The organism is Nocardiopsis camelliae, from assembly GCF_028993595.1.
Taxonomy (GTDB): Bacteria; Actinomycetota; Actinomycetes; order Streptosporangiales; family Streptosporangiaceae; genus Nocardiopsis; species Nocardiopsis dassonvillei.
In genome coordinates, this window is the sequence record NZ_CP118614.1 from 5,608,947 (window position 1) to 5,627,652 (window position 18,706).

Here is an 18,706-nt window from a genome sequence, read left to right on the forward strand (position 1 = left end):
GAGGGTCCCCTCTTCTCCACGTCTCAGCGCGTACCGGCTCCGTCGCCGGCACCGACCCTTGCGCGGGTGGGAGGACCGCCCTGGAGCTCGGCGGCGAGCATGTCCACGACGTCGTCGAGCGACCCGCCCTCGGCGATGACCGCGCGCTGACGTTCGTAGGAGGCGCCCTTGTCCAGGATCTCGGAGATCAGGTCCAGGTCCTCGGCGCAACCCAGGCGGGTCGCGACCGGTTTCAGCTCGCGGACCAGCTCGTACAGGTCGTCGCGGAGCGGAACCGTGGTTCCGCGCGCGTCCGTGATGACACGAGCGTCGAGTCCGTAGCGGGTGGCACGCCACTTGTTGTCCTTCACCACCCAGGACGGCGGGCTGGGCAGACCGTACCCGCGGTCGAGCTGGTGATCGAACAGCTCCACCAGGCTCTGAGAGAGCGCGGCGGCCATTCCCACCTCGCGCAGGGTGGGAATACCGTCGAACATCCGGATCTCGATGGTGCCGAAATCAGGGTGCGGACGGATGTCCCACCACACTTCCTTGATAGAGGCGATGGTACCTGCCCGGAGAAGCGTTTCGAGGTATTCCTCGAAAGCGGCCCAGTGCGGGAGGTTCGGCGGCGGCCCCGCGGTGGGCAGCGTGCCGAAGATGACGGACCGGGAGGAGGCCAGGCCGGTGTCCTGTCCGCCCCAGAACGGGCTGGACGCGCTCAGGGCGAGGAAGTGCGGCAGGTAGCGCGACAGGGCGTTGACCATGGGGATGGCCTTGTCCCTGTCGCGCACGCCGACGTGGACGTGGACACCGCACGTCAGGATGCGCCGGACCAGCCACTGCATCTGCTCGACCAGCTCGCCGTAGCGCTTGCCGGGGCTGAGCTCCTGGTCGCGCCAGTCGTCGATGGGATGGGTCCCCGAGCAGGTCAGCGTGGTCCCCCAGGGCGTGAGGACCTCCCTCATGCGGTCGAGGTTGCGGCCCAGGTCGCTCCTGGCCTCCTCGACCGTCTCGCAGATCCCGGTCACGACCTCCACCTGGGACTGCATGAGCTCGTGGCGCAGCGGCGGGGCGGAGTCGGAGCTGAGCTCGGGGAGTTCGGCGAGGAGCTTGGGCGCCTCCTGCCTCAGGTGCCGACTGCGCCGGTCGACGAGCTGGAGTTCCCACTCCACTCCGATCGTCGCGCGTTCGGACGAGTTGAATGCGATTCCCATCTGCCCTCCGAAGGGGGTGTTTGCGGCCGTCCTCGGCCGTCGCACCGTCGCGCCCCGGAGAACCGGTCAACCGGGACAGGGGAGGACTACCCCTCACGCACCGCACACATACGGGACAATCGCCTCGCTTCATACGAATTCCGTGGAAAGAATTTCTGTTTCGGGCGCGTCGCCGGAGCGCCTACGCGCGGTCGCCGCCGCGTCGGCGCAGCGCCCACGCCGCGGTGCCCGCGGCGCCGACCGCCCCCAGCAGGGACAACATCCCGGCCAGCGCGCGCCGGGCCCGGCGGCGCTCGGCCTCCTCGCTCGCCGACACCCGCGCCGAAACCCCCTCGGCCCAGTCCGGGCGGGTCCAGTCCATGCCGTACTCCTCCGGCAGGGGCAGGGAGCCGGTGTAGGGCGGCGGCATCGGCAGCCACGTGGCCGTCCACGCCGCGCTGAACATCACCAGGCGCATCACGAGGTTGATCCACACCAGCAGCCCCACCAGGACGGCGAAGGACGCGTATACGGGGTTGCTGAGCGTCCCGGCCAGCAGCACCGCCGCCGCGGCCTTGAGGACCTCGAACCCGACCGCGCCCAGCAGGGCTCCCCTCCACATCATCCGCGTGGGCCGCCCGCTGCCCGACAGCAGCGCGAAGGCCAGCACGAAGATCGCCATGTTGGCGCCGACCGCGATGACCAGGGCCAGCGCGCGCAGGGACAGGTTGGCCAGGAGGGAGCCGTCCAGGCCCACCAGCCCGAGGAGCCACTGCGTGGCGGCCTGGGCGACGCTGGTGAAGGCCACCGCGAGCAGCAGCGCCGCGCCCAGGCCCAGCATGACCAGCAGGTCGGCCAGCTTGCGCAGGAGGAGGTTGGGGCCCTCCTTGGGGTTCTTGAGCCAGATGGAGTGCAGGGCCTCGCGCAGCGCGGACACCGCGTTCAGGCCCGCGTAGAGCAGACCGAGCACACCGATGACACCGGCGCCCACGCGGGCTTGGGCGATCTCGTCGATGGGCAGTTGCCCGGACAGCCCGGGCAGGACGCCGTCCAGCGCCTGCTGGAGGTAGTCGCCCACCTCGACCTGCACGGCGGCGAGGTAGCCGACCGCGGCGAAGGCCAGCGCCAGCAGGGGGAAGAAGGACAGGAAGGCGAAGTAGGTGACCGCGCCGGCCAGCTGGTTGCCGTTGCGGTCGGCGTAGCGCTCGTAGGCCCGGACCAGGTGGTCGACGGCGGGCCTGCGCCTGCGCAGCTCCCAGTACGTGTCCATGCCCAGGTTCCGGTAGTGCCTGCCGGTGTCCCTGGCCCTGTCCAGCGCTGCGGCCACGCGGCCTCCCTCTCCGTCGCACGTGTCACCCGTGTCCCTACCCCGCGCGGCCGCGCGGTCACCGGTGGCCCGTAACCGTAGCGGTGCCGCGCTCCCCCGTGAAGCCTCCGTGCCGGGTCCGGCGGCGCACACCCCCCGACGGGCACGAAGCGCTTCAGCGGGGGTGATTACGGACACGTCCGGGCCTTGGGCAGACTTGGGGACGGAGAACCGTCCGGCGGAAGGGGGCCTCGGTGGGGGGCGCGGGGGCGCGGCTGCGTGCCGTGTTGGGTGTGCGGTCGGCGGGTCCGCGGGGGGCCTGGCCCGAGGAGGCGCCGGACGCCGACGCACTGGTCGGTCGGTTCCGGGCACGGTTCCAGACGCCGCCCGCGGGCGTGTGGCACGCGCCCGGGCGTCTGGCGGTCATGGGCGAGCACACCGCGGCCGGCGCGGGGGCCGGGCTGTACGCCGCCCTGCCCTGGGGCGTGACGGCCGCCGTGGGCACCGCTCCGGACCCGGGCGTGCACGTGGCCGCCCCGAGCGGCCCGCTGCGCCCCCGGGACGCGGCGGCGCGCGCCGTGGCCGGGGCCGTGGCCGCCGCGCGCCGGACGGGCGTACTGGACGGCGACACGGGCGTGCGCGCGGTGCTGGACGCGGACCTGCCAGAACACGCCTCCCTGGGCTACACGGCCGCCGTGGGCGCGGCGGTGGCGCTGGCCCTGGCCGACCTGGGCGGCGGTCCCCCGCCCGAGGGCGCCACCGCCGACCAGCGGGTGGCCCTGGCGGCCCGTCCCGGGTGCGCGGTCCGGGTGAACCTGAGGAGCCTGCGCACCACCGTGCTGCCCTTCGACCTCGCCGAGGCCGGGCTGAGGCTCGTGGTGGTGGACACCGGAGCCCTGCCCCGGCGCGACCTGCGCGCGGCCCGCTCCGCCGAGCTGGAGCGCGCGCAGCGCACGCTCGGGCCGCTGCGCGCCGTCCAGGACCTGTCCGGGGCGCTGGCGAGCCTGCCGGACCCCGTGCTGCGCCGCCGGGTCGAGTACGCGGTGACCGAGGTGCACCGGCTCAACGCGGCCGTGGGGCTGCTGCGGGCCGGGCGCTTCGGGGAGGTCGGGCCGGTCCTGTCCGCCTCCCACCTGTCCCTGCGCGGCTTCGGGCTGCCCACGCCGGAGGTGGAGCTGGCCGCTGAGACCGCCGCGCGGGCCGGGGCGCGCGGGGTGCGGATGTCGGGCTGGGCGGGGACCGTGCTGGCCCTGGCCGCCGAGGAGCGGGTGGAGGGGATCGGCGAGGCGCTGGCCCGGGAGTTTCGCGCCGACGGCCGGGTCCCCCCGCGCGTGCGCGCCGCCGTGCCCTCCGCGGGCGCCCACCGGCTGCGCTGAGCCGGTCGGGCCGACGGGTCCCGGGCCCGGACCCGGTGCGGAGGCGGTCGCGCGGCGGGAGCCCTCGGGGTTCCCGGAGGCCGAACCGGGACATTGCGCCGAACCCCGCTACCCTTTTCGCGATCACACAGGGTGGAAGTAAGCGACGAGGCGATCCACGACGCTGAGCAGATGGGCGATGCGATGGCTGACCGACGGAACCGTGACGACCCCGGCCGCACCGGCGAGCACGACAGACAGGGCGTGTTCCGGCGCGGCGGGTCCCCGGGCAGGCCGGACGAGTTCGAGAAGCTCTACCGCCCGCGCGAGTCCGAGCAGAGGGTGGTCGGCGAGACGCGTCGGATCCCGCCCGCCGAGGACGTGCCCCCCGTACGGCCGAGGCGGTCCCAGAGGCCTCAGCAGTCCCAGAGGTCCCGGCGCACCCACAGCGCCGGACGCGTCTACGACGGCCGCGGCATCGAGCGCAGGCGCAAGGAGCGCAAGCGGCGGCTGGCCACCACCGTCACGGTGACCGTGCTGGTGCTGGTGCTGGTCGTTCCCCTGGTCTTCGTCGGCGGATTCTACGTGTACGCGAACTCGCGGCTGGAGCGGGTGGAGGCCCTGCTGGACTACGAGGGCCGCCCGGACGGGCAGCCCGGCACGACCTACATGGTCGTCGGCTCCGACAGCCGCCAGGGCCTGTCGGAGGAGCAGATGGACGAGATGGCCACCGGCTACGCCGAGGGCCGCCGGACCGACACCATCATGGTGCTCTACATCCCCGACGAGGGCGACCCCACCATCGTCAGCGTCCCCCGCGACTCCTACGTGCCCCTGGCCGTCCCCGGTTACGCCGACAACAAGATCAACACCGCCTTCGCCGACACCGTGTGCGGCACGAACGACGCGGGCGAGGAGGTCTGCGGCGGCCCCGCCCCCCTCGTGGAGACCTTCGAGCGCGCCTCGGGCGTGCACATCGACCACTACGTGGAGATCGGCATGGGCGGCTTCGTCGACATCGTGGACGCGGTGGGCGGTGTGGAGCTGTGCCCGGAGGAGGCCATGGCCGACCCCAAGGCCGGGCTGGACATCGAGGCGGGCTGCCAGACGATGGACGGCGGCACCGCCCTGGGCTACGTGCGCACCCGGGCCACGCCGCGCGCCGACCTGGACCGCATCGCCCGCCAGCGCGAGTTCTTCTCGGCGCTGGTCCAGACGGCCAGCGCGCCCTCCACGCTGTTCAACCCGTTCGAGTCCGTCCCGCTGGTGCTCGCGGGCACCGACACCTTCATGGTGGACGAGGGCGACGACCTGCGGCACCTGGGCAGCATGCTCCTGGCGATGCGCGGCGGTACGCAGACCACCGCGATCCCCGTGGGCCAGACCCCCACGCTGGACGGGGTCGGCTCGGTGGTGATCTGGGACGAGGCGCGCTCCGAGGAGATGTTCGCCGCCATGCGGGCCGGGGAGCCGATCCCCGAGAGCGCCTTCCAGGAGTAGGCCGGACTCCGGACCGCCGCGGGTCGTGGAAAGGCGGTCGGTCCGGGGAAAGGCGAAGGGCCCGTCGCCTGAGCGACGGGCCCTTCTTCGTGACGTTCCGTACTGTGCGCGCCTACCCCCCAGCGGGCGCACGGCCGGCACGTCGGTCACAGTGGCAGAGGAGCCGAAACCCGCTCTGGCCTGCCGATTCTCACCGGCACGTCTCCACAATAGGTCAAAGTTCGCTTAAGGTGCGAATCCTGTGCACGTGGCCTATGTCGCACCCTCGGGCCTCTGCGGTGGTCCGGCGTTGCCATCCTGCCACCGCCGACCCGCGCATGTACGCCGAACACCGGAAACACGCCGGGAAACTTTGGCCGACCGCGGGCCCAGAACCCCGCGAAGGCCGCGTTTGCGACACCCCGACCCCCTCGGAGGCGGGCCCCGCCCGCCCCGGACACGGCGAAGCCCGGCCGCCCCGAGGGGCGACCGGGCGTGAGCGAGGTCTCACCCGGACGGTCCGGATCAGGACCGTCCGGGTCCGGGCCCGCCGCGTGCACCGCCGCGCGGACGGAGCGCGGGGGCTCAGGCCAGGCGCTTGGCGAGGTTCTCGTCCAGCGCGGCCAGGAACTGCTCCGTGGTCAGGAACTCCTGGTCGCCGCCGACGAGCAGCGCGAGGTCCTTGGTCATCTGGCCGCCCTCGACGGTCTTGATGACGACGTCCTCCAGGGTGTTGGCGAACTCGACGACCTTGGGGGTGTTGTCGAGCTTGCCCCGGTGCTCCAGGCCGCGGGTCCACGCGAAGATGGAGGCGATCGGGTTGGTGGAGGTGGGCTTGCCCTGCTGGTGCTGGCGGTAGTGGCGGGTCACCGTGCCGTGGGCGGCCTCGGCCTCGACCGTGCGGCCGTCCGCGGTGCGCAGGACGGAGGTCATCAGACCGAGGGAGCCGAAGCCCTGGGCGACGGTGTCGGACTGCACGTCACCGTCGTAGTTCTTGCAGGCCCAGACGTAGCCGCCCTCCCACTTGAGCGCCGCGGCGACCATGTCGTCGATGAGGCGGTGCTCGTAGGTCAGGCCCGCGGAGTCGAAGCGGTCCTTGAACTCGGTCTCGAAGATCTCCTGGAACACGTCCTTGAACATGCCGTCGTAGGCCTTGAGGATCGTGTTCTTGGTGGACATGTAGACCGGGTAGTTGCGGTCCAGGCCGTAGTTCAGGCTCGCGCGCGCGAAGTCCTCGATGGACTTGCGGAAGTTGTACATGCCCATCGCGACGCCGCCCGCCTCGGGGAAGTTGGCGATGTCGAACTCGACCGGCTCGCTGCCGTCGGCCGGGGTGTAGGTCATGGTGACCGTGCCGGGGCCGGGCACCTTGAAGTCGGTGGCCTTGTACTGGTCGCCGTGGGCGTGGCGGCCGATGATGATCGGCTTGGTCCAGCCCGGGACCAGGCGGGGCACGTTCTCGCAGATGATGGGCTCGCGGAAGACGACGCCGCCGAGGATGTTGCGGATGGTGCCGTTGGGCGACCGCCACATCTTCTTGAGGCCGAACTCCTCCACCCGGGCCTCGTCCGGGGTGATGGTGGCGCACTTGACGCCGACGCCGTGCTCCTTGATGGCGTTGGCCGCGTCGACGGTGATCTGGTCGTCGGTGCGGTCGCGCTCCTCGATGCCCAGGTCGTAGTACTTCAGGTCGACGTCGAGGTAGGGGAGGATCAGACGGTCCTTGATGAAGGACCAGATGATCCGGGTCATCTCGTCGCCGTCGAGCTCGACTACGGGGTTCTCGACCTTGATCTTGGCCATGGCTGTGTGGCTGTCCCTTCAGTCTTCGCTGCCGCCTCGTGCGCCGCGGGCCCGTGTCCGGCTCGCGGCCGGAGGCCGGTCCGCGCACCCGGCGGTCCACCGGTCCCGCCCGGGGTCCGTGCTCCCCGGCGGGCAGGTGGCTTCTCGGTGTCGCGGTATCTCGACGTCAAGCTTATTCGACGCCTAAGCGGACAGTTGCGGCGCCACCCATGCCAGCACGATCAGCAGGACCGCGAGGGTGGTCAGGGTGAGCAGGTCGATCCACCGGCGGCGCACGGCGAGCATCCCGACCCAGTCCCGGGGCAGGAGCACCCGGAAGGTCGCCGCCAGCAGCAGCGCGCCCGCGATGATCGCCGGTCCGCGCTTGAAGTAGGCCGCGGCCACGACCACGGTCCCCGCCGCGAGCGCCGACATGACCAGGAAGTAGGGCACCTGCGAGAGCCAGTACGGCGCCTCGGGCCCCTCCGCGGTCGGTTCCCGCGCCACCTCCCCGGAATTTGCCCCGGAGTCCCTGGCGGAGCCGCCGCCGGGCTCCGGCCCCTCGGGTCCGTCCCCGCCCGGCGCTCCCCCCCCGGGTTCCCGCCCGCCGCGGGCCGCACCGCCGGGTGCCCTCGCACCGGGCGCGCCCTCGTCCGCGTCCGCCAAATCCGCCTGCCCCGCCTTGTCCACCGCGTCCCGACCCGTTCGGTTACGAATGTGCTTGGCCGCCTCGCGGCTCGTTCACGGTCTTCTCCCGGGAACTGGCACGGACCGGTCATCCGTCGAGGACTGGCTGTCCGAAAACCGAACACCGCTCCGGAGGCTCGCGTCCGTGAGGGTTTCGGCGGCGCCGCGCGGGAAGCGAGGCTTCCCGTCCGGGAGAGACTGCGCCCATTGTAGTGATCCGGGCCGCCGACTCCTCAGGGCTCACGGAAACGGCCCGGCTCGGACCCCGAACGCCCATGACCGTTTCCCGCTTCCGGTTCGGCAACAGAGCCGTATTTGCACGTCTTATCCGTCTAACTCCGGAGTAAGCGCGTAGAACGCTTACCGCCCGGGTAACCAAGCTGGAGATGAGTGCACCGGTGAGCGAGGACCACCCCCATGAAGCCCACTCCACGCGTAGACCGAACCGTCACCCCACGACAGCCTTCCCTCCACCACCGTCGCCCGCACCCCCACCGGCAGCGCCACCCCACTCCGGGAGGAACCACCGTGGACGGGCCCTACCTCCGCGTCGAAGAGACCGGGGACATACGCCAGCTCGCCGGTGAGGTCACCACGGTCGGCCGCGGGGAGGGCGCCGACATCCGGCTGAACGATCCGAGCGTCTCCCAGCTGCACGCCGAACTGGTCCGCCGCGGCCCCTACGTCTACGTGGTGGACCTGGGCCTGTCGCGCAACGGGACCCGGGTGAACGGCCGCCCCATCGCCCGCCGGGTGCTGGAGGAGGGCGACGTGGTGAGCTTCGGCACCGCGCGCTGCCGGGTCGGCGGACTGCCCAAGGAGCAGATCAGCCCCGACATCGAACTGCGCCGCGGCGCCGCCCCCGAGCTGACCCGCCGGGAGCTGGACGTGCTGACCGCGCTGTGCCAGCCCGCGCTGTCGGAGGAGGCCTTCGTGGCCCCCGCCACCGCCCGGGACATCGCCGAGGCGCTGGTGGTCACCGAGGCGGCGGTCAAACAGCACCTGTTGCGGCTGTACCAGAAGTTCCGCATCCCCGAGGGGCAGAACCGCAGGACGCGGCTGGCCAACGAGGTCGTGGCGCTGGGCCTGGTGCGGCCGATGCCGATCGGCGGATCGGCCCGCAAGGCCAGCTGAGCGCTCCCCCGGCCCCACCGGAGCGGTGCCGCGCGAACGAACAGGCCGAGGCCGGTCACTCGGTGTGACCGGTTTCGGCCCGTGTGTGACGCCGGAGCCGGGCCCCGCCTCGGACGGGGCCCGGCAGGGGTGCGGTTAGGGATGGTTCTCCGGACCGGCCTCAGCTTGTGGGGGTCGGTTCGGGCGCCCACGGGGTTCTGGAGGTGGCGGAGGCGGGTTCGCGAGGAACGAGCGAACCCGCCGTAGGCACCGCTGTGCCTGCTTCAACCCGATTCCCGTTCTCCGGGCGCCCGAACACGGGCCGAAGCGGAGGCCCAAAAAACACTGCTAGAGGGCGGCGGCCTGCCGCTCGGCGGCCTCCACCACGTTCACCAGCAGCATCGCCCGGGTCATCGGGCCCACGCCGCCGGGGTTGGGCGACAGGTGCCCGGCCACCTCGGCCACGTCGGGGACGACGTCGCCGACCAGGCCCGACTCGGTGCGCGAGACGCCCACGTCCAGCACGGCCGCGCCCGGCTTCACCATGTCCTTGGTGATGAGCCCGGGCACTCCGGCACCGGCGACGATGATGTCCGCGCGGCGCGTGTGCTCGGCCAGGTCACGGGTGCCGGTGTGGCACAGGGTGACGGTGGCGTTCTCCGACCGGCGGGTCAGCAGCAGGCCGAGGGGGCGGCCCACGGTCACGCCGCGCCCGACCACGACCACCTCGGCGCCCTTGAGCGGCACCTCGTAGCGGGTGAGCAGCTCCACGATGCCGCGCGGGGTGCACGGCAGCGGCGCCTCCTGCATCAGCACCAGTTTGCCGAGGTTGGAGGGCTGGAGCCCGTCCGCGTCCTTGACCGGGTCGATCAGGCCCAGCACGCGGTTCTCGTCCAGGCCCCCGGGCAGCGGGAGCTGCACGATGTAGCCGGTGCAGGCCGGGTCCGCGTTGAGTTCGTGGACGGCCTGCTCCACCTGCTCCTGGGTGGCGTCGGCGGGCAGGTCGCGGCGGATGCTGGCGATGCCCACCTGGGCGCAGTCGCGGTGCTTGCCGCGCACGTAGGAGTGGCTGCCCGGGTCGTCGCCGACCAGGACCGTGCCCAGACCGGGGGTGACGCCGCGGTCGTGCAGCTTTGCCACCCGCTCGGAGAGCTCCTCGCGGATGGACTTGGCGACGGCCTTGCCGTCCAGGACGATCGCGCTCATGCGTGTGTCTCCTCGCTCAGTGGAAGAAGTGCCGGGTCCCGGTGAGGTACATGGTCACGCCGGCCGCCTCGGCCGCGGCCACGACCTCCTCGTCGCGGACCGAGCCGCCGGGCTGGACGACGGCGCGGACCCCCGCGCCGGTGAGGATCTCCAGGCCGTCGGGGAAGGGGAAGAAGGCGTCGCTGGCCGCGACGGAGCCGGTCACCCTCTCGCCCGCGCGCGTGACCGCCAGGCGGGCGGAGTCCACGCGGTTGACCTGGCCCATGCCCACGCCCACGGTGGCGCCGCCGGAGGCGAGGAGGATGGCGTTGGACTTGACCGCGCGCACGGCCTTCCAGGCGAAGGCCAGGTCGGCCAGGGTGGCCTCGTCGGCGGGCTCGCCGGTGGCCAGGGTCCAGGTGGAGGGGTCGTCGCCGGGGGCGTCGATGGCGTCGCGCGACTGCACCAGCAGGCCGCCGCTGATCTGGCGGTGCTCCACGCCCGCGCCGGGGCCGGAGCCCTGCGCCACGAGCAGGCGGATGCTCTTCTTGCGGCTGAGGATCTCCACGGCCGCGGGCTCGAAGGCGGGGGCGACGACGACCTCGGTGAAGATCTCCGCGATCTGCCCGGCCAGCTCCTCGCCGACGGGTCGGTTGGTGGCGATGACGCCGCCGAAGGCCGACACCGGGTCGCAGGCGTGCGCCCTGCGGTGGGCCTCGGCGTTGTCGGCGCCGACGGCGATCCCGCACGGGTTGGCGTGCTTGATGATGGCCACGCACGGCTGGTCGAAGTCGTGGGCGGCGCGCAGCGCGGCGTCGGCGTCCACGTAGTTGTTGTAGGACATCGCCTTGCCGTGCAGCTGCTCGGCTCCGGCCAAACCGGTCTCCGGGGCGCCCGCGACGGTGTACAGCGCCGCCTTCTGGTGGGGGTTCTCGCCGTAGCGCAGGACGTCCCTGCGGTTGTGGACGGTGGCCAGGAAACCGGGCCAGCCCGACTCGGCGGCCTCGGCGTCGGGGGCGTAGTCGGCCGCGAACCAGTCGGCGACGGCCGCGTCGTAGGCGGCGGTGTGCTGGAAGGCGAGCCCGGCCAGGCGCTTGCGCTGCTCCAGGGTGAAGCCGCCGTCGCGGACGGCCTCCAGGGCGGCGTCGTAGCCGCCCGGGTCGACCACGATCGCCACGCTGCCGTGGTTCTTGGCCGAGGCGCGCACCATGGCGGGGCCGCCGATGTCGATCTTCTCGATGCAGTCGGCCTCGGAGGCGCCGGAGGCGACGGTGTCCCGGAAGGGGTAGAGGTTGACCACGACCAGGTCGAAGGGGGCGATGCCCAGCTCCTTGATCCTGGCGACGTGCTCGGGGTTGTTCTGGTCGGCCAGCAGCCCGGCGTGCACGGAGGGGTGCAGCGTCTTGACGCGGCCCTCCATGATCTCGGGGAAGCCGGTGACGTCCTCCACGGGGGTGACGGGGATGTCGGCGGCGCGCAGCCGCGCGGCGGTGGAGCCGGTGGAGACGATCTCCACCCCGGCCTCGGCCAGGCCGATGCCCAGCTCCTCCAGACCGGTCTTGTCGTAGACGCTGATCAACGCACGCCTGATGGCCTGCTGGGTCACCGGTTCTCCTTCGTGTCGGTCGCGTCGGTGACGCGCTGCTCGGTGCGGCCGAACCGCACGTGCCTGCCGTCGATGGTCCAGCCCTCGCGGGCGAGCCTGCCGACCGTGTCGACCAGCATCGCCCGCTCCACGGTCTTGATGCGCTCGTGGAGGCTGGCTTCGTCATCGCCGTCCTCGACGGGCACCGCGACCTGGTCGATGATCGGACCGGAGTCGACGCCCTCGTCGAGGAAGTGGATGGTGGTGCCGGTGACGCGGACACCGTGGGCGAGCGCGTCACGCACGGCGTGCGCGCCGGGGAAGGAGGGCAGCAGCGCGGGGTGGATGTTGACCGCGGGGTGGCTGCCGATCACGGCGGGGCCGAGGATGCGCATGAAGCCCGCGGAGACCACCAGGTCGGGGCGGTGCTCGCTGATGCGTTCGGCCATGGCGGCGTTCCACCGCGAGCGGTCGGGGTAGGCGCGGAAGGGGACGACGAACGCGGGCACACCGGCCTCCTCGGCCAGTGCGATTCCGCGGGTCCCCTCGCGGTCGGAGCCGACGGCGACGACGGTCGCCCCGTAGGCCGGGTCCCCGGCCGCCTCCAGCAGGGCGGCCATGTTGCTGCCCGTGCCCGATATGAGGACCACCACTCGCGCGGACAATGCTTCTCCCATTGTGTAGAGAACGGTGCGAGAGCCGCCTCCGGCCTTCCGGGGGCGCCGGGGGACGGCGCAGCATCCGGATCTCGCGTACGCCGGTCCGGGGCCGGCGCGCGCCGGAGCCGGAGGCGTGGTGTGCGGGTGACCCGATCATCCTCCGCCGGGCGCTCCCCCGCGGGCCTCCGTGGGCCGGAGACGTCCGTTGGGGGTGGCGGCGGGTGACGGGCGGGTGACGGGCGCGCCCGCTGGGCCCGCCCGCGTTCCCACCCTATCGGTCCAGGTAGCGTCTACCCACGGGGAGTGGGTGTTGGCCGGCCTGTGACGGGGGTCTCGGTGGCCCGCGGACCGGCGTGACCATGGACGACGGGTAGCCTCCGTGCGGCGGAGGCGACCACGGCGCCCCGAGCGGGGCGCGCATAAGGAGTGAACCTTGACCGACAACAGCCCGGAGCCCCGGAACGAGGGGCAGCCGCCCAGAGCCGAACGCGGCGGCCTGTGGGGCCTGTTCTTCGGGGCGGCCGGCCTGCTGCTGCCGCCCTACGGGGTCGTGCTGTCCGTGTTCGGTGTCGTGCAGGGCTTCCGGGCGAGGCGGGCCGCGCGGGCGAACCGCACCGAGGCGCCGGGCGCGCTGATGAGCGTGGTCGTGGGCGTGCTGGGGATCGTGATGTCGCTGTCGCTGTTCGCGGTGGCCGTGGTGTACCAGGAGCAGATGGCGCAGTACCGGGACTGCTCGGCCCTGGCGCACACGGTCTCCAGCCAGAACGAGTGCGACGAGGCGTGGGAGTCCTCCACCGGTCTTCCGCCCACGGTGGTCATCAGCTAGGTCGGTCGAGGCGTCCGAGGGGGCGGCGGGGGTGTCCCGCCGCCCCTTTCGCGTGCCCGGGGGTCTTCGTGGGTTGTGACCCGCTCTCCGGTTCCGGTCACTACCCGAGTCGGGAAACGGCCGCTCGCCCACACCGCGAAGATCCCCCAAGGGATTACACTTAGTATGCAATCAATCACTAAAAGTGTTGACTACCCTTGCGCGGAGAGGACTCGATGGACACCGACGCCCCCGGCCCGTCCGGACCGGAACTGAGGGAGTACACGGCACTGCTGCGCCGCCGCTGGCGGTTCGTCGGCGCCGGGGTGCTCGGCGGGCTGGCCCTGGCCTCCGCCGCGGCGGTCGGACTCCCCGCCGCCTACACCTCCGTCTCCGCCGTCCAGGTCCAGCCCAGCGGGATGGCCGAGTTCACCGGGGAGCGCTCGGGCCGCCTGGCCGGGGACGTCAACCTCGACACCGAGGCGCAGGTCCTGCTGTCGGACCGCGTGTCGTCCGCCGTGGCCGAGGCCCTGGCGGAGGAGGGCGGCGCCGCGCCCTCGGTGGCGGACCTGCGCGAGCGGGTGGACGTGAGCGTTCCCCCCAACAGCAGCGTCCTGGAGATCAGCTACTCCGCCGGGAGCCCGGAGGCCGCGCGGGCGGGCGCGCAGGCCTACGCCGACGCCTACCTCGAACTGCGCCGCGAGCGGATCGACGAACTGATCGACAGCCATCTGGAGGCGCTGCGCGGTGAGCAGGAGGCCCGCTACGAGGCCCTCGCCGAGGCCGCCGCGGAGCCAGCCGACCCCGGCGCGGACGCTCGGGTGGAGGCCCTGCGCGCGGAGATCACCGAGCTGGGCAACGGCATCAGCCCGCTCAGCGCCCTGGCCGAGACGGTCGAGCCCGGCAGTGTCATCACCCCGGCGGGGCTCCCCGAGCGCGCGAGCAGTCCGGTGCCCGCCCTGTGGCTGGTCGGCGGCGGTGCGCTCGGCCTGCTGGCGGGGCTGCTGGCGGCCGTGGTGCGCGACCGCCTCGATCCGGGGCTGCACGACGCCGGGGAGACCGGGCGGATCGGGGCGGTGCCGGTGCTGCTCGACCTGTCCGAGCGGGTCGGGCGCGGCCAGCGCTCCCCCGGGCTGCTGACGGACGGCGACCGGCGCGGGCAGCGGGTCAACGAGTTCGCGCACCTGGTGCGCGCCCGCCTCGCCGCGCTCCCCGTTCCCTCGGCGGACGACCGGCCCTCGGAGGGTGCCGGGGCGGGCGGGACGGGAGCGTCCGACCGTGCCGGAGCGGCCGCGGACGCGGGCGGCGCCCGGGAGGAGGACGGGCTGGCCGAACTCCTCGGTGAGGAGGAGGCGGTCCTCGGCCGCGTGCTGCTGGTCACCGCGACCACCCCGGGCCGCGCCGGTGCGGCGGCCGCGGTGAACCTGGCCGCCTCCCTGGCCCGCACGGGCTCGGAGACGCTGCTGGTGTGCACCGACCCCCGCACCGACACGGTCGGCGAGCTGCTGGGACTGCCGGAGGGCCCCGGGCTGGCCGAGGCGCTGCTGGAGGGTGAGGACCCCGCCGACCTGGAGGTGCGGCCCGACACGGTGTCCCGGCTGCGGGTCCTGCGCTACGGGTCGCCGGGTCTGGACGCGCCGGTGCAGGGCACCGCCATGCCGGAACTGGTGCGGCTGCTGCGGGCGGGGGCGGAGTACGTGGTGGTGGCGGTGGCGCCGGTGAGCGAGCGCGCCGACGCGCACGCGCTGGCCGGTTCGGCCGACCTGATGCTGCCGGTGGTCGAACTGGACCGCACGCGCCGGGCGGAGCTGCGGGAGCTGCTCGTCCTCGCCGACCGGTTCGGGGTGCCCGTTCCGGGCACGGCGGTCCTGCCGCGCCAGCCGCTGGCCGGGCCCGCGCCGGTGGGGTCGCCGCCCGCCGCCGAGCCGGTCGCCGGGGAGCCGATCGCCGGGTCCGGCCGCACGCCCGGAAGGGACGGAGCGGTCGGGGCGGACGAGCGGGCCGAGGGGTCGGCCGGGGCCGCGAGGGGCCGCGCCGGTACGGGGATCGCGCTGACCGGCATCGTCAGCGAACTGCCCCCTGCCGGGGCCGCGGGGACGCGGGGACGCGGCGGGGCGGCACGGCCCCCGGCTCCCAGAGACGCCGAAGGGGTTCCCGGGGTGCCCGGTCCCCGGCGGGCGGAGGCCGCGGCAGGACGCGGGAAGGCCGTGGAGGGTCCGGCGGAGGACGCGGACTCGGCGGGCGCGGACGGCGGTGAGCGCGCCGGTGGCGTCGGCCCCGCCGAGGAGCGCTCCGGGGCGGCCGGGGCCGACACGGCCGAGCGGATGGCGGAGGCGGACGGAGCCGACGACGGCACCGCACAGGACGCGGCGGCTCCCCGCGACGGCGGGATACCCGCGGGCTTGGAGGTCCCCCGCGTGCTGGGCGGCGACGGCGCAACCCAGATCCCGGTGACGCCCGAGGCCACCGGGACCGGCCGGACCGGGGAGGACTCCGCGGCCCCGGACCTGAGCGGAGCGGACAGGACCGGCGTGGACAGGACCGGAGCGGACGGAACCGGCGGGGCCAGCGGCGGAGCCGCGGGGACCGCGGCGGCCCCGGGCTCGGCCTCGGAGGCGGAGATGGCCTTCGGGCTGGCCCGGACCGCTGAGGCGCGGGAGCCCCACGGCCCCGAGACGACCGTCAGCGGCGCCGAGGCCACGGAGGCCCTCGTGGCCTTCGCGACCGAGGGGACGGAGGGGACCGAGGAGTCCCGGCCGACCGGAGCCGCCGGGGACTCCGCCTCCCCGGACACCGCCCCGGACAGCACCCCCGACACCGCCCCGGGGACCCGGAACTGATGGCCTGGAGCACGTCCGCACGCGCCCCCCGGCCGACCGCCGGGGCGGCGGGCCCCGTCGTCGGGGGCCTCGGGGATCCGCTCCCGGCGGACGGAACCCGCGTCGGCACCGGTCGGCCGCTGCTCTGGCTGCTGGCCGGGTACCCGCTGTGGTGGGCGCTGGGCCTGGGGCAGTTCGCGTACTGGCTGTTCGCGGTCCCGATGGCCGCCGAACTGGTGCGCCGGCACCGCGCCACGGGGCTGCGGGTCCCTCCGGGATTCTGGCTGTGGGCGCTGTTCCTGCTGTGGACGGTGCTGGGCCTGTGCCTGGTCCACCTGGAGATGCCCGGGACCGTGCCGGGCAGCGGCGGATACGGCGGCGCCGTGCTCCGCGCGGTCAACTACCTGGTGCTGACGGTCCTGCTGCTCTACGTCGGCAACCTCTCCGAGCGCGAGCTGCCCACGCGCGCGGTCGTGGGCGCGCTGGCGGTGCTGTGCCTGACCACGATCGCGGGCGGCTTCCTGGGCATGCTCGCGCCCCGGTTCGAGTTCACGGCCCCGGCGGAGTACCTGCTCCCCGCCGCCCTCGCCGCCGACCCCTACATGCAGGCCCTCATCCACCCGGCGTCCGCGCAGGTCATGGACATCTTCGGGTACGAGTCGGCCCGACCGAAGGCACCCTGGGAGTACACCAACATCTGGGGCTACATGCTCTCCCTGCTGCTGGTGTGGCTGGTGGTGGGTTGGGTGGCGCAGGGTTCGGGCCGGGTGCGCTGGGGCGGGCTGGCCGCCGCCGCGCTGGCCTTGGTCCCCGCCGTGTACTCGCTCAACCGGGCCCTGTGGGCGGGGCTGGCGCTGTCCGCGGCCTTCGCGGCCCTGGTGGCGCTGCGCCGAGGCCGGGTGGTCCTGGTGGGGGCCTGCGCCGTCGCGGGCCTGGCGGTGCTGCTGGCGCTGGCCGCCTCACCGCTGGCCGACGTGGTGCGGGCCAGGCTCGACAACCCGCACAGCGACGACGGCCGGGCCGCCACCAACGCGGCGTCCGTGGAGGCCGCCCGGCTGTCCCCGGTCATGGGGTGGGGCACCACCCGCGAGAGCCTGGGCAGCTCGGAGTCGATCGCGATCGGCCCCACCTCCGAGTGCCCCGGCTGCGGCCAGCACGTCATCGGCAACGCGGGACAGCTGTGGATGACGCTGATCACCGGGGGCTGGGCGGGCACCGGCCTCATGCTCGCCTTCTTCGCGCACGTCGTGTGGCGCTACCGCCGCGCGGCATCGCTGGAGGGTCAGGGCGCGCTGCTGACCGTGCTGCTGCTGTTCTGGTACATGTTCTTCTACGTCGCGCTGATGTCCCCGCTGGCCGTCACCATGGTCGCCGTCGCCCTGCTGTGGCGGGGCGAGGAACCGGTGCTCCGGCGGCGGACCGCGCGCACCCGCGGGGGTCTTTGGTGAACAGCGAGACGACCTACCTGACCGACCTCGCCGCGGTGCTGTGGCCGTGCGGCGGGCTGCTCGGCCCCGGCGACCGCGGTATGCGGCGGCTGGTGCGCCGCGACCGGGGCACCCAGTACCTTCCGGTCCCCAACGCGCAGAACCCCCGGGTGATCCTGCCCGCGCACGACCGGTCGGCGGCCACCCGGGGCATCACGTCCTTCGCGCAGGGGCACTCGTTCCGGGAGAGGGCGCGCACACTGCTGCTGACCGGTGCGTTCGCCACCGGGCTGGCCCCGCTCCTGCTGCGGGACCGGCTGTACGTGGGGGCCGGTCCGGGCATCGAGCACGCGCTCACGGCGGCGCTGGACCGAGATCTGGCCGTCGCCATCCACGTGGGCCCGCCCCGGGCCAACCGCAAGCCGGTGCTCCTGCTGCTCACGCCCGGCGGACGCACGATCGGCTACGCCAAGGTGGCCGTCAACGACCTGACCTCGCGCCTGGTGCGCGCCGAGACGCGCGCTCTGCGCCAGCTCGCCGAGGCCCGCCTGCCGGACGTGACCGTCCCCCGGCTGCTGCACGAGGGCGAGTGGAACGGCCACCCGCTGCTGGTGCAGGAGGCGCTGCCGGTGGGCGTCCAGACCGACCGGCCCACGCGGCGCCAGCTGCTGAGATGCGTGACGCAGATCGTCGGACTGTCCAGGGTGCGGCGCCGGAGGCTGTCCGACAGCCCCTACCGGCGGTCGCTGGAGGAGCGGATCGTGACGCTGGGCACGCGCCCCGAGGTGGCGCCCCTGCGCGCGGCGCTGCGCCGCCTGCCCGACGTGTACGTGCCGTTCGGAGCCTGGCACGGCGACCTGACCAGGTGGAACATCGCCAGCACCGCGCGGCGCGCGTTCGTGTGGGACTGGGAGCGCCTCGCCATGGACGCCCCCGCGGGCTTCGACGCCCTGCACTACGACCTCAACGAGTGCGTGCAGGCCGGGGTCCACCCGGGGGTGCACCGGTGGCTGGAGAGCGGGTCGCGGCTGCTGCGCGACCCGCTGATGTCCGAGACCGGGGTGCGCTCCCACACGGTGTCCACGGTGATGGCGCTGTACCTGATCGACCTGGCCACCCGGTACCTGCACGACCGGCAGGACGAGAGCGGCGGCCACCTGGCGGCCGTGGACGACTGGCTGCTGCCCGCGCTGGAGGGGCTCCAGGAGAGGGCGGCCCACGAGGCCGCCCATCAGACCTGAACGTCCCCGCCGGGCCCGAGCGGTCCTTTCGGGTCCGGGCGGTCCGGCGAACCAGGCCACCCGATCGATCGACACGACCCGCCGAGCC

At 73.7% G+C, this 18,706-nt stretch carries 14 protein-coding genes; 7 read left to right on the forward strand and 7 right to left on the reverse strand.

The window, feature by feature from the left end; all coding sequences use genetic code 11:
* Positions 1-23: 23 nt before the first annotated feature.
* Positions 24-1,196: a glutamate--cysteine ligase gene (locus PV789_RS24455; protein WP_274974725.1), complete on the reverse strand. Its 1,173-nt coding sequence runs from the start codon at positions 1,194-1,196 to the stop codon at positions 24-26.
* Positions 1,197-1,377: 181 nt separating this feature from the next.
* Positions 1,378-2,502, reverse strand: coding sequence for a YihY/virulence factor BrkB family protein (locus PV789_RS24460; protein WP_274974726.1), 1,125 nt, complete (start codon positions 2,500-2,502; stop codon positions 1,378-1,380).
* A gap of 233 nt (positions 2,503-2,735) precedes the next feature.
* Here PV789_RS24460 and PV789_RS24465 point away from each other — a divergent pair, with 233 nt between their 5' ends.
* On the forward strand, positions 2,736-3,857 hold the full coding sequence (locus tag PV789_RS24465; protein WP_274974727.1) for a galactokinase family protein: 1,122 nt from the start codon (positions 2,736-2,738) through the stop codon (positions 3,855-3,857).
* Between the two features lie 183 nt (positions 3,858-4,040).
* Positions 4,041-5,336, forward strand: a complete 1,296-nt coding sequence (locus PV789_RS24470; RefSeq protein ID WP_274974728.1) for an LCP family protein — start codon at positions 4,041-4,043, stop codon at positions 5,334-5,336.
* A gap of 564 nt (positions 5,337-5,900) precedes the next feature.
* Here the strand turns inward: PV789_RS24470 and PV789_RS24475 are convergent.
* Together PV789_RS24475 and PV789_RS24480 are read right to left on the reverse strand one after the other, a co-directional pair.
* A complete protein-coding gene (locus PV789_RS24475; protein WP_013154964.1) occupies positions 5,901-7,118 on the reverse strand; it encodes an NADP-dependent isocitrate dehydrogenase in 1,218 nt (405 codons plus the stop codon).
* 183 nt (positions 7,119-7,301) lie between these two features.
* Positions 7,302-7,787 (reverse strand): DUF3017 domain-containing protein, encoded by a 486-nt coding sequence (locus PV789_RS24480; protein WP_274974729.1) that lies wholly within the window; start codon positions 7,785-7,787, stop codon positions 7,302-7,304.
* Between the two features lie 525 nt (positions 7,788-8,312).
* Here PV789_RS24480 and PV789_RS24485 point away from each other — a divergent pair.
* Positions 8,313-8,918, forward strand: a complete 606-nt coding sequence (locus PV789_RS24485) for an FHA domain-containing protein (RefSeq protein ID WP_274974730.1) — start codon at positions 8,313-8,315, stop codon at positions 8,916-8,918.
* 327 nt (positions 8,919-9,245) lie between these two features.
* Here the strand turns inward: PV789_RS24485 and PV789_RS24490 are convergent, their stop codons facing one another.
* Genes PV789_RS24490 through purN form a run of 3 tightly spaced genes read right to left on the reverse strand, consistent with a single transcriptional unit; the run spans position 9,246 to position 12,320 of the window.
* On the reverse strand, positions 9,246-10,103 hold the full coding sequence (locus PV789_RS24490; RefSeq protein WP_274974731.1) for a bifunctional methylenetetrahydrofolate dehydrogenase/methenyltetrahydrofolate cyclohydrolase: 858 nt from the start codon (positions 10,101-10,103) through the stop codon (positions 9,246-9,248).
* A 16-nt stretch (positions 10,104-10,119) separates the two neighbouring features.
* Positions 10,120-11,688: a bifunctional phosphoribosylaminoimidazolecarboxamide formyltransferase/IMP cyclohydrolase gene (gene purH, locus PV789_RS24495; RefSeq protein ID WP_274974732.1), complete on the reverse strand. Its 1,569-nt coding sequence runs from the start codon at positions 11,686-11,688 to the stop codon at positions 10,120-10,122.
* Positions 11,685-12,320, reverse strand: coding sequence for a phosphoribosylglycinamide formyltransferase (gene purN, locus PV789_RS24500; protein WP_274978244.1), 636 nt, complete (start codon positions 12,318-12,320; stop codon positions 11,685-11,687). Before purN ends, purH begins: the two co-directional genes overlap by 4 nt.
* 439 nt (positions 12,321-12,759) lie before the next feature.
* Between purN and PV789_RS24505 the strand changes: the two genes are divergently transcribed.
* The 4 genes from PV789_RS24505 (at position 12,760) to PV789_RS24520 (ending at position 18,618) form a co-directional block, all read left to right on the forward strand.
* Positions 12,760-13,152, forward strand: coding sequence for a DUF4190 domain-containing protein (locus tag PV789_RS24505; protein WP_274974733.1), 393 nt, complete (start codon positions 12,760-12,762; stop codon positions 13,150-13,152).
* A gap of 215 nt (positions 13,153-13,367) precedes the next feature.
* Complete coding sequence (locus PV789_RS24510) at positions 13,368-15,971, forward strand: lipopolysaccharide biosynthesis protein (RefSeq protein ID WP_274974734.1); 2,604 nt, start codon at positions 13,368-13,370, stop codon at positions 15,969-15,971.
* Positions 15,971-17,398, forward strand: a complete 1,428-nt coding sequence (locus tag PV789_RS24515; protein WP_475466125.1) for a ligase — start codon at positions 15,971-15,973, stop codon at positions 17,396-17,398. The genes PV789_RS24510 and PV789_RS24515 overlap by 1 nt, the downstream gene beginning before the upstream one ends.
* Positions 17,395-18,618: an aminoglycoside phosphotransferase family protein gene (locus PV789_RS24520; protein WP_274974735.1), complete on the forward strand. Its 1,224-nt coding sequence runs from the start codon at positions 17,395-17,397 to the stop codon at positions 18,616-18,618. The genes PV789_RS24515 and PV789_RS24520 overlap by 4 nt, the downstream gene beginning before the upstream one ends.
* The last annotated feature ends 88 nt before the right edge of the window (positions 18,619-18,706 follow it).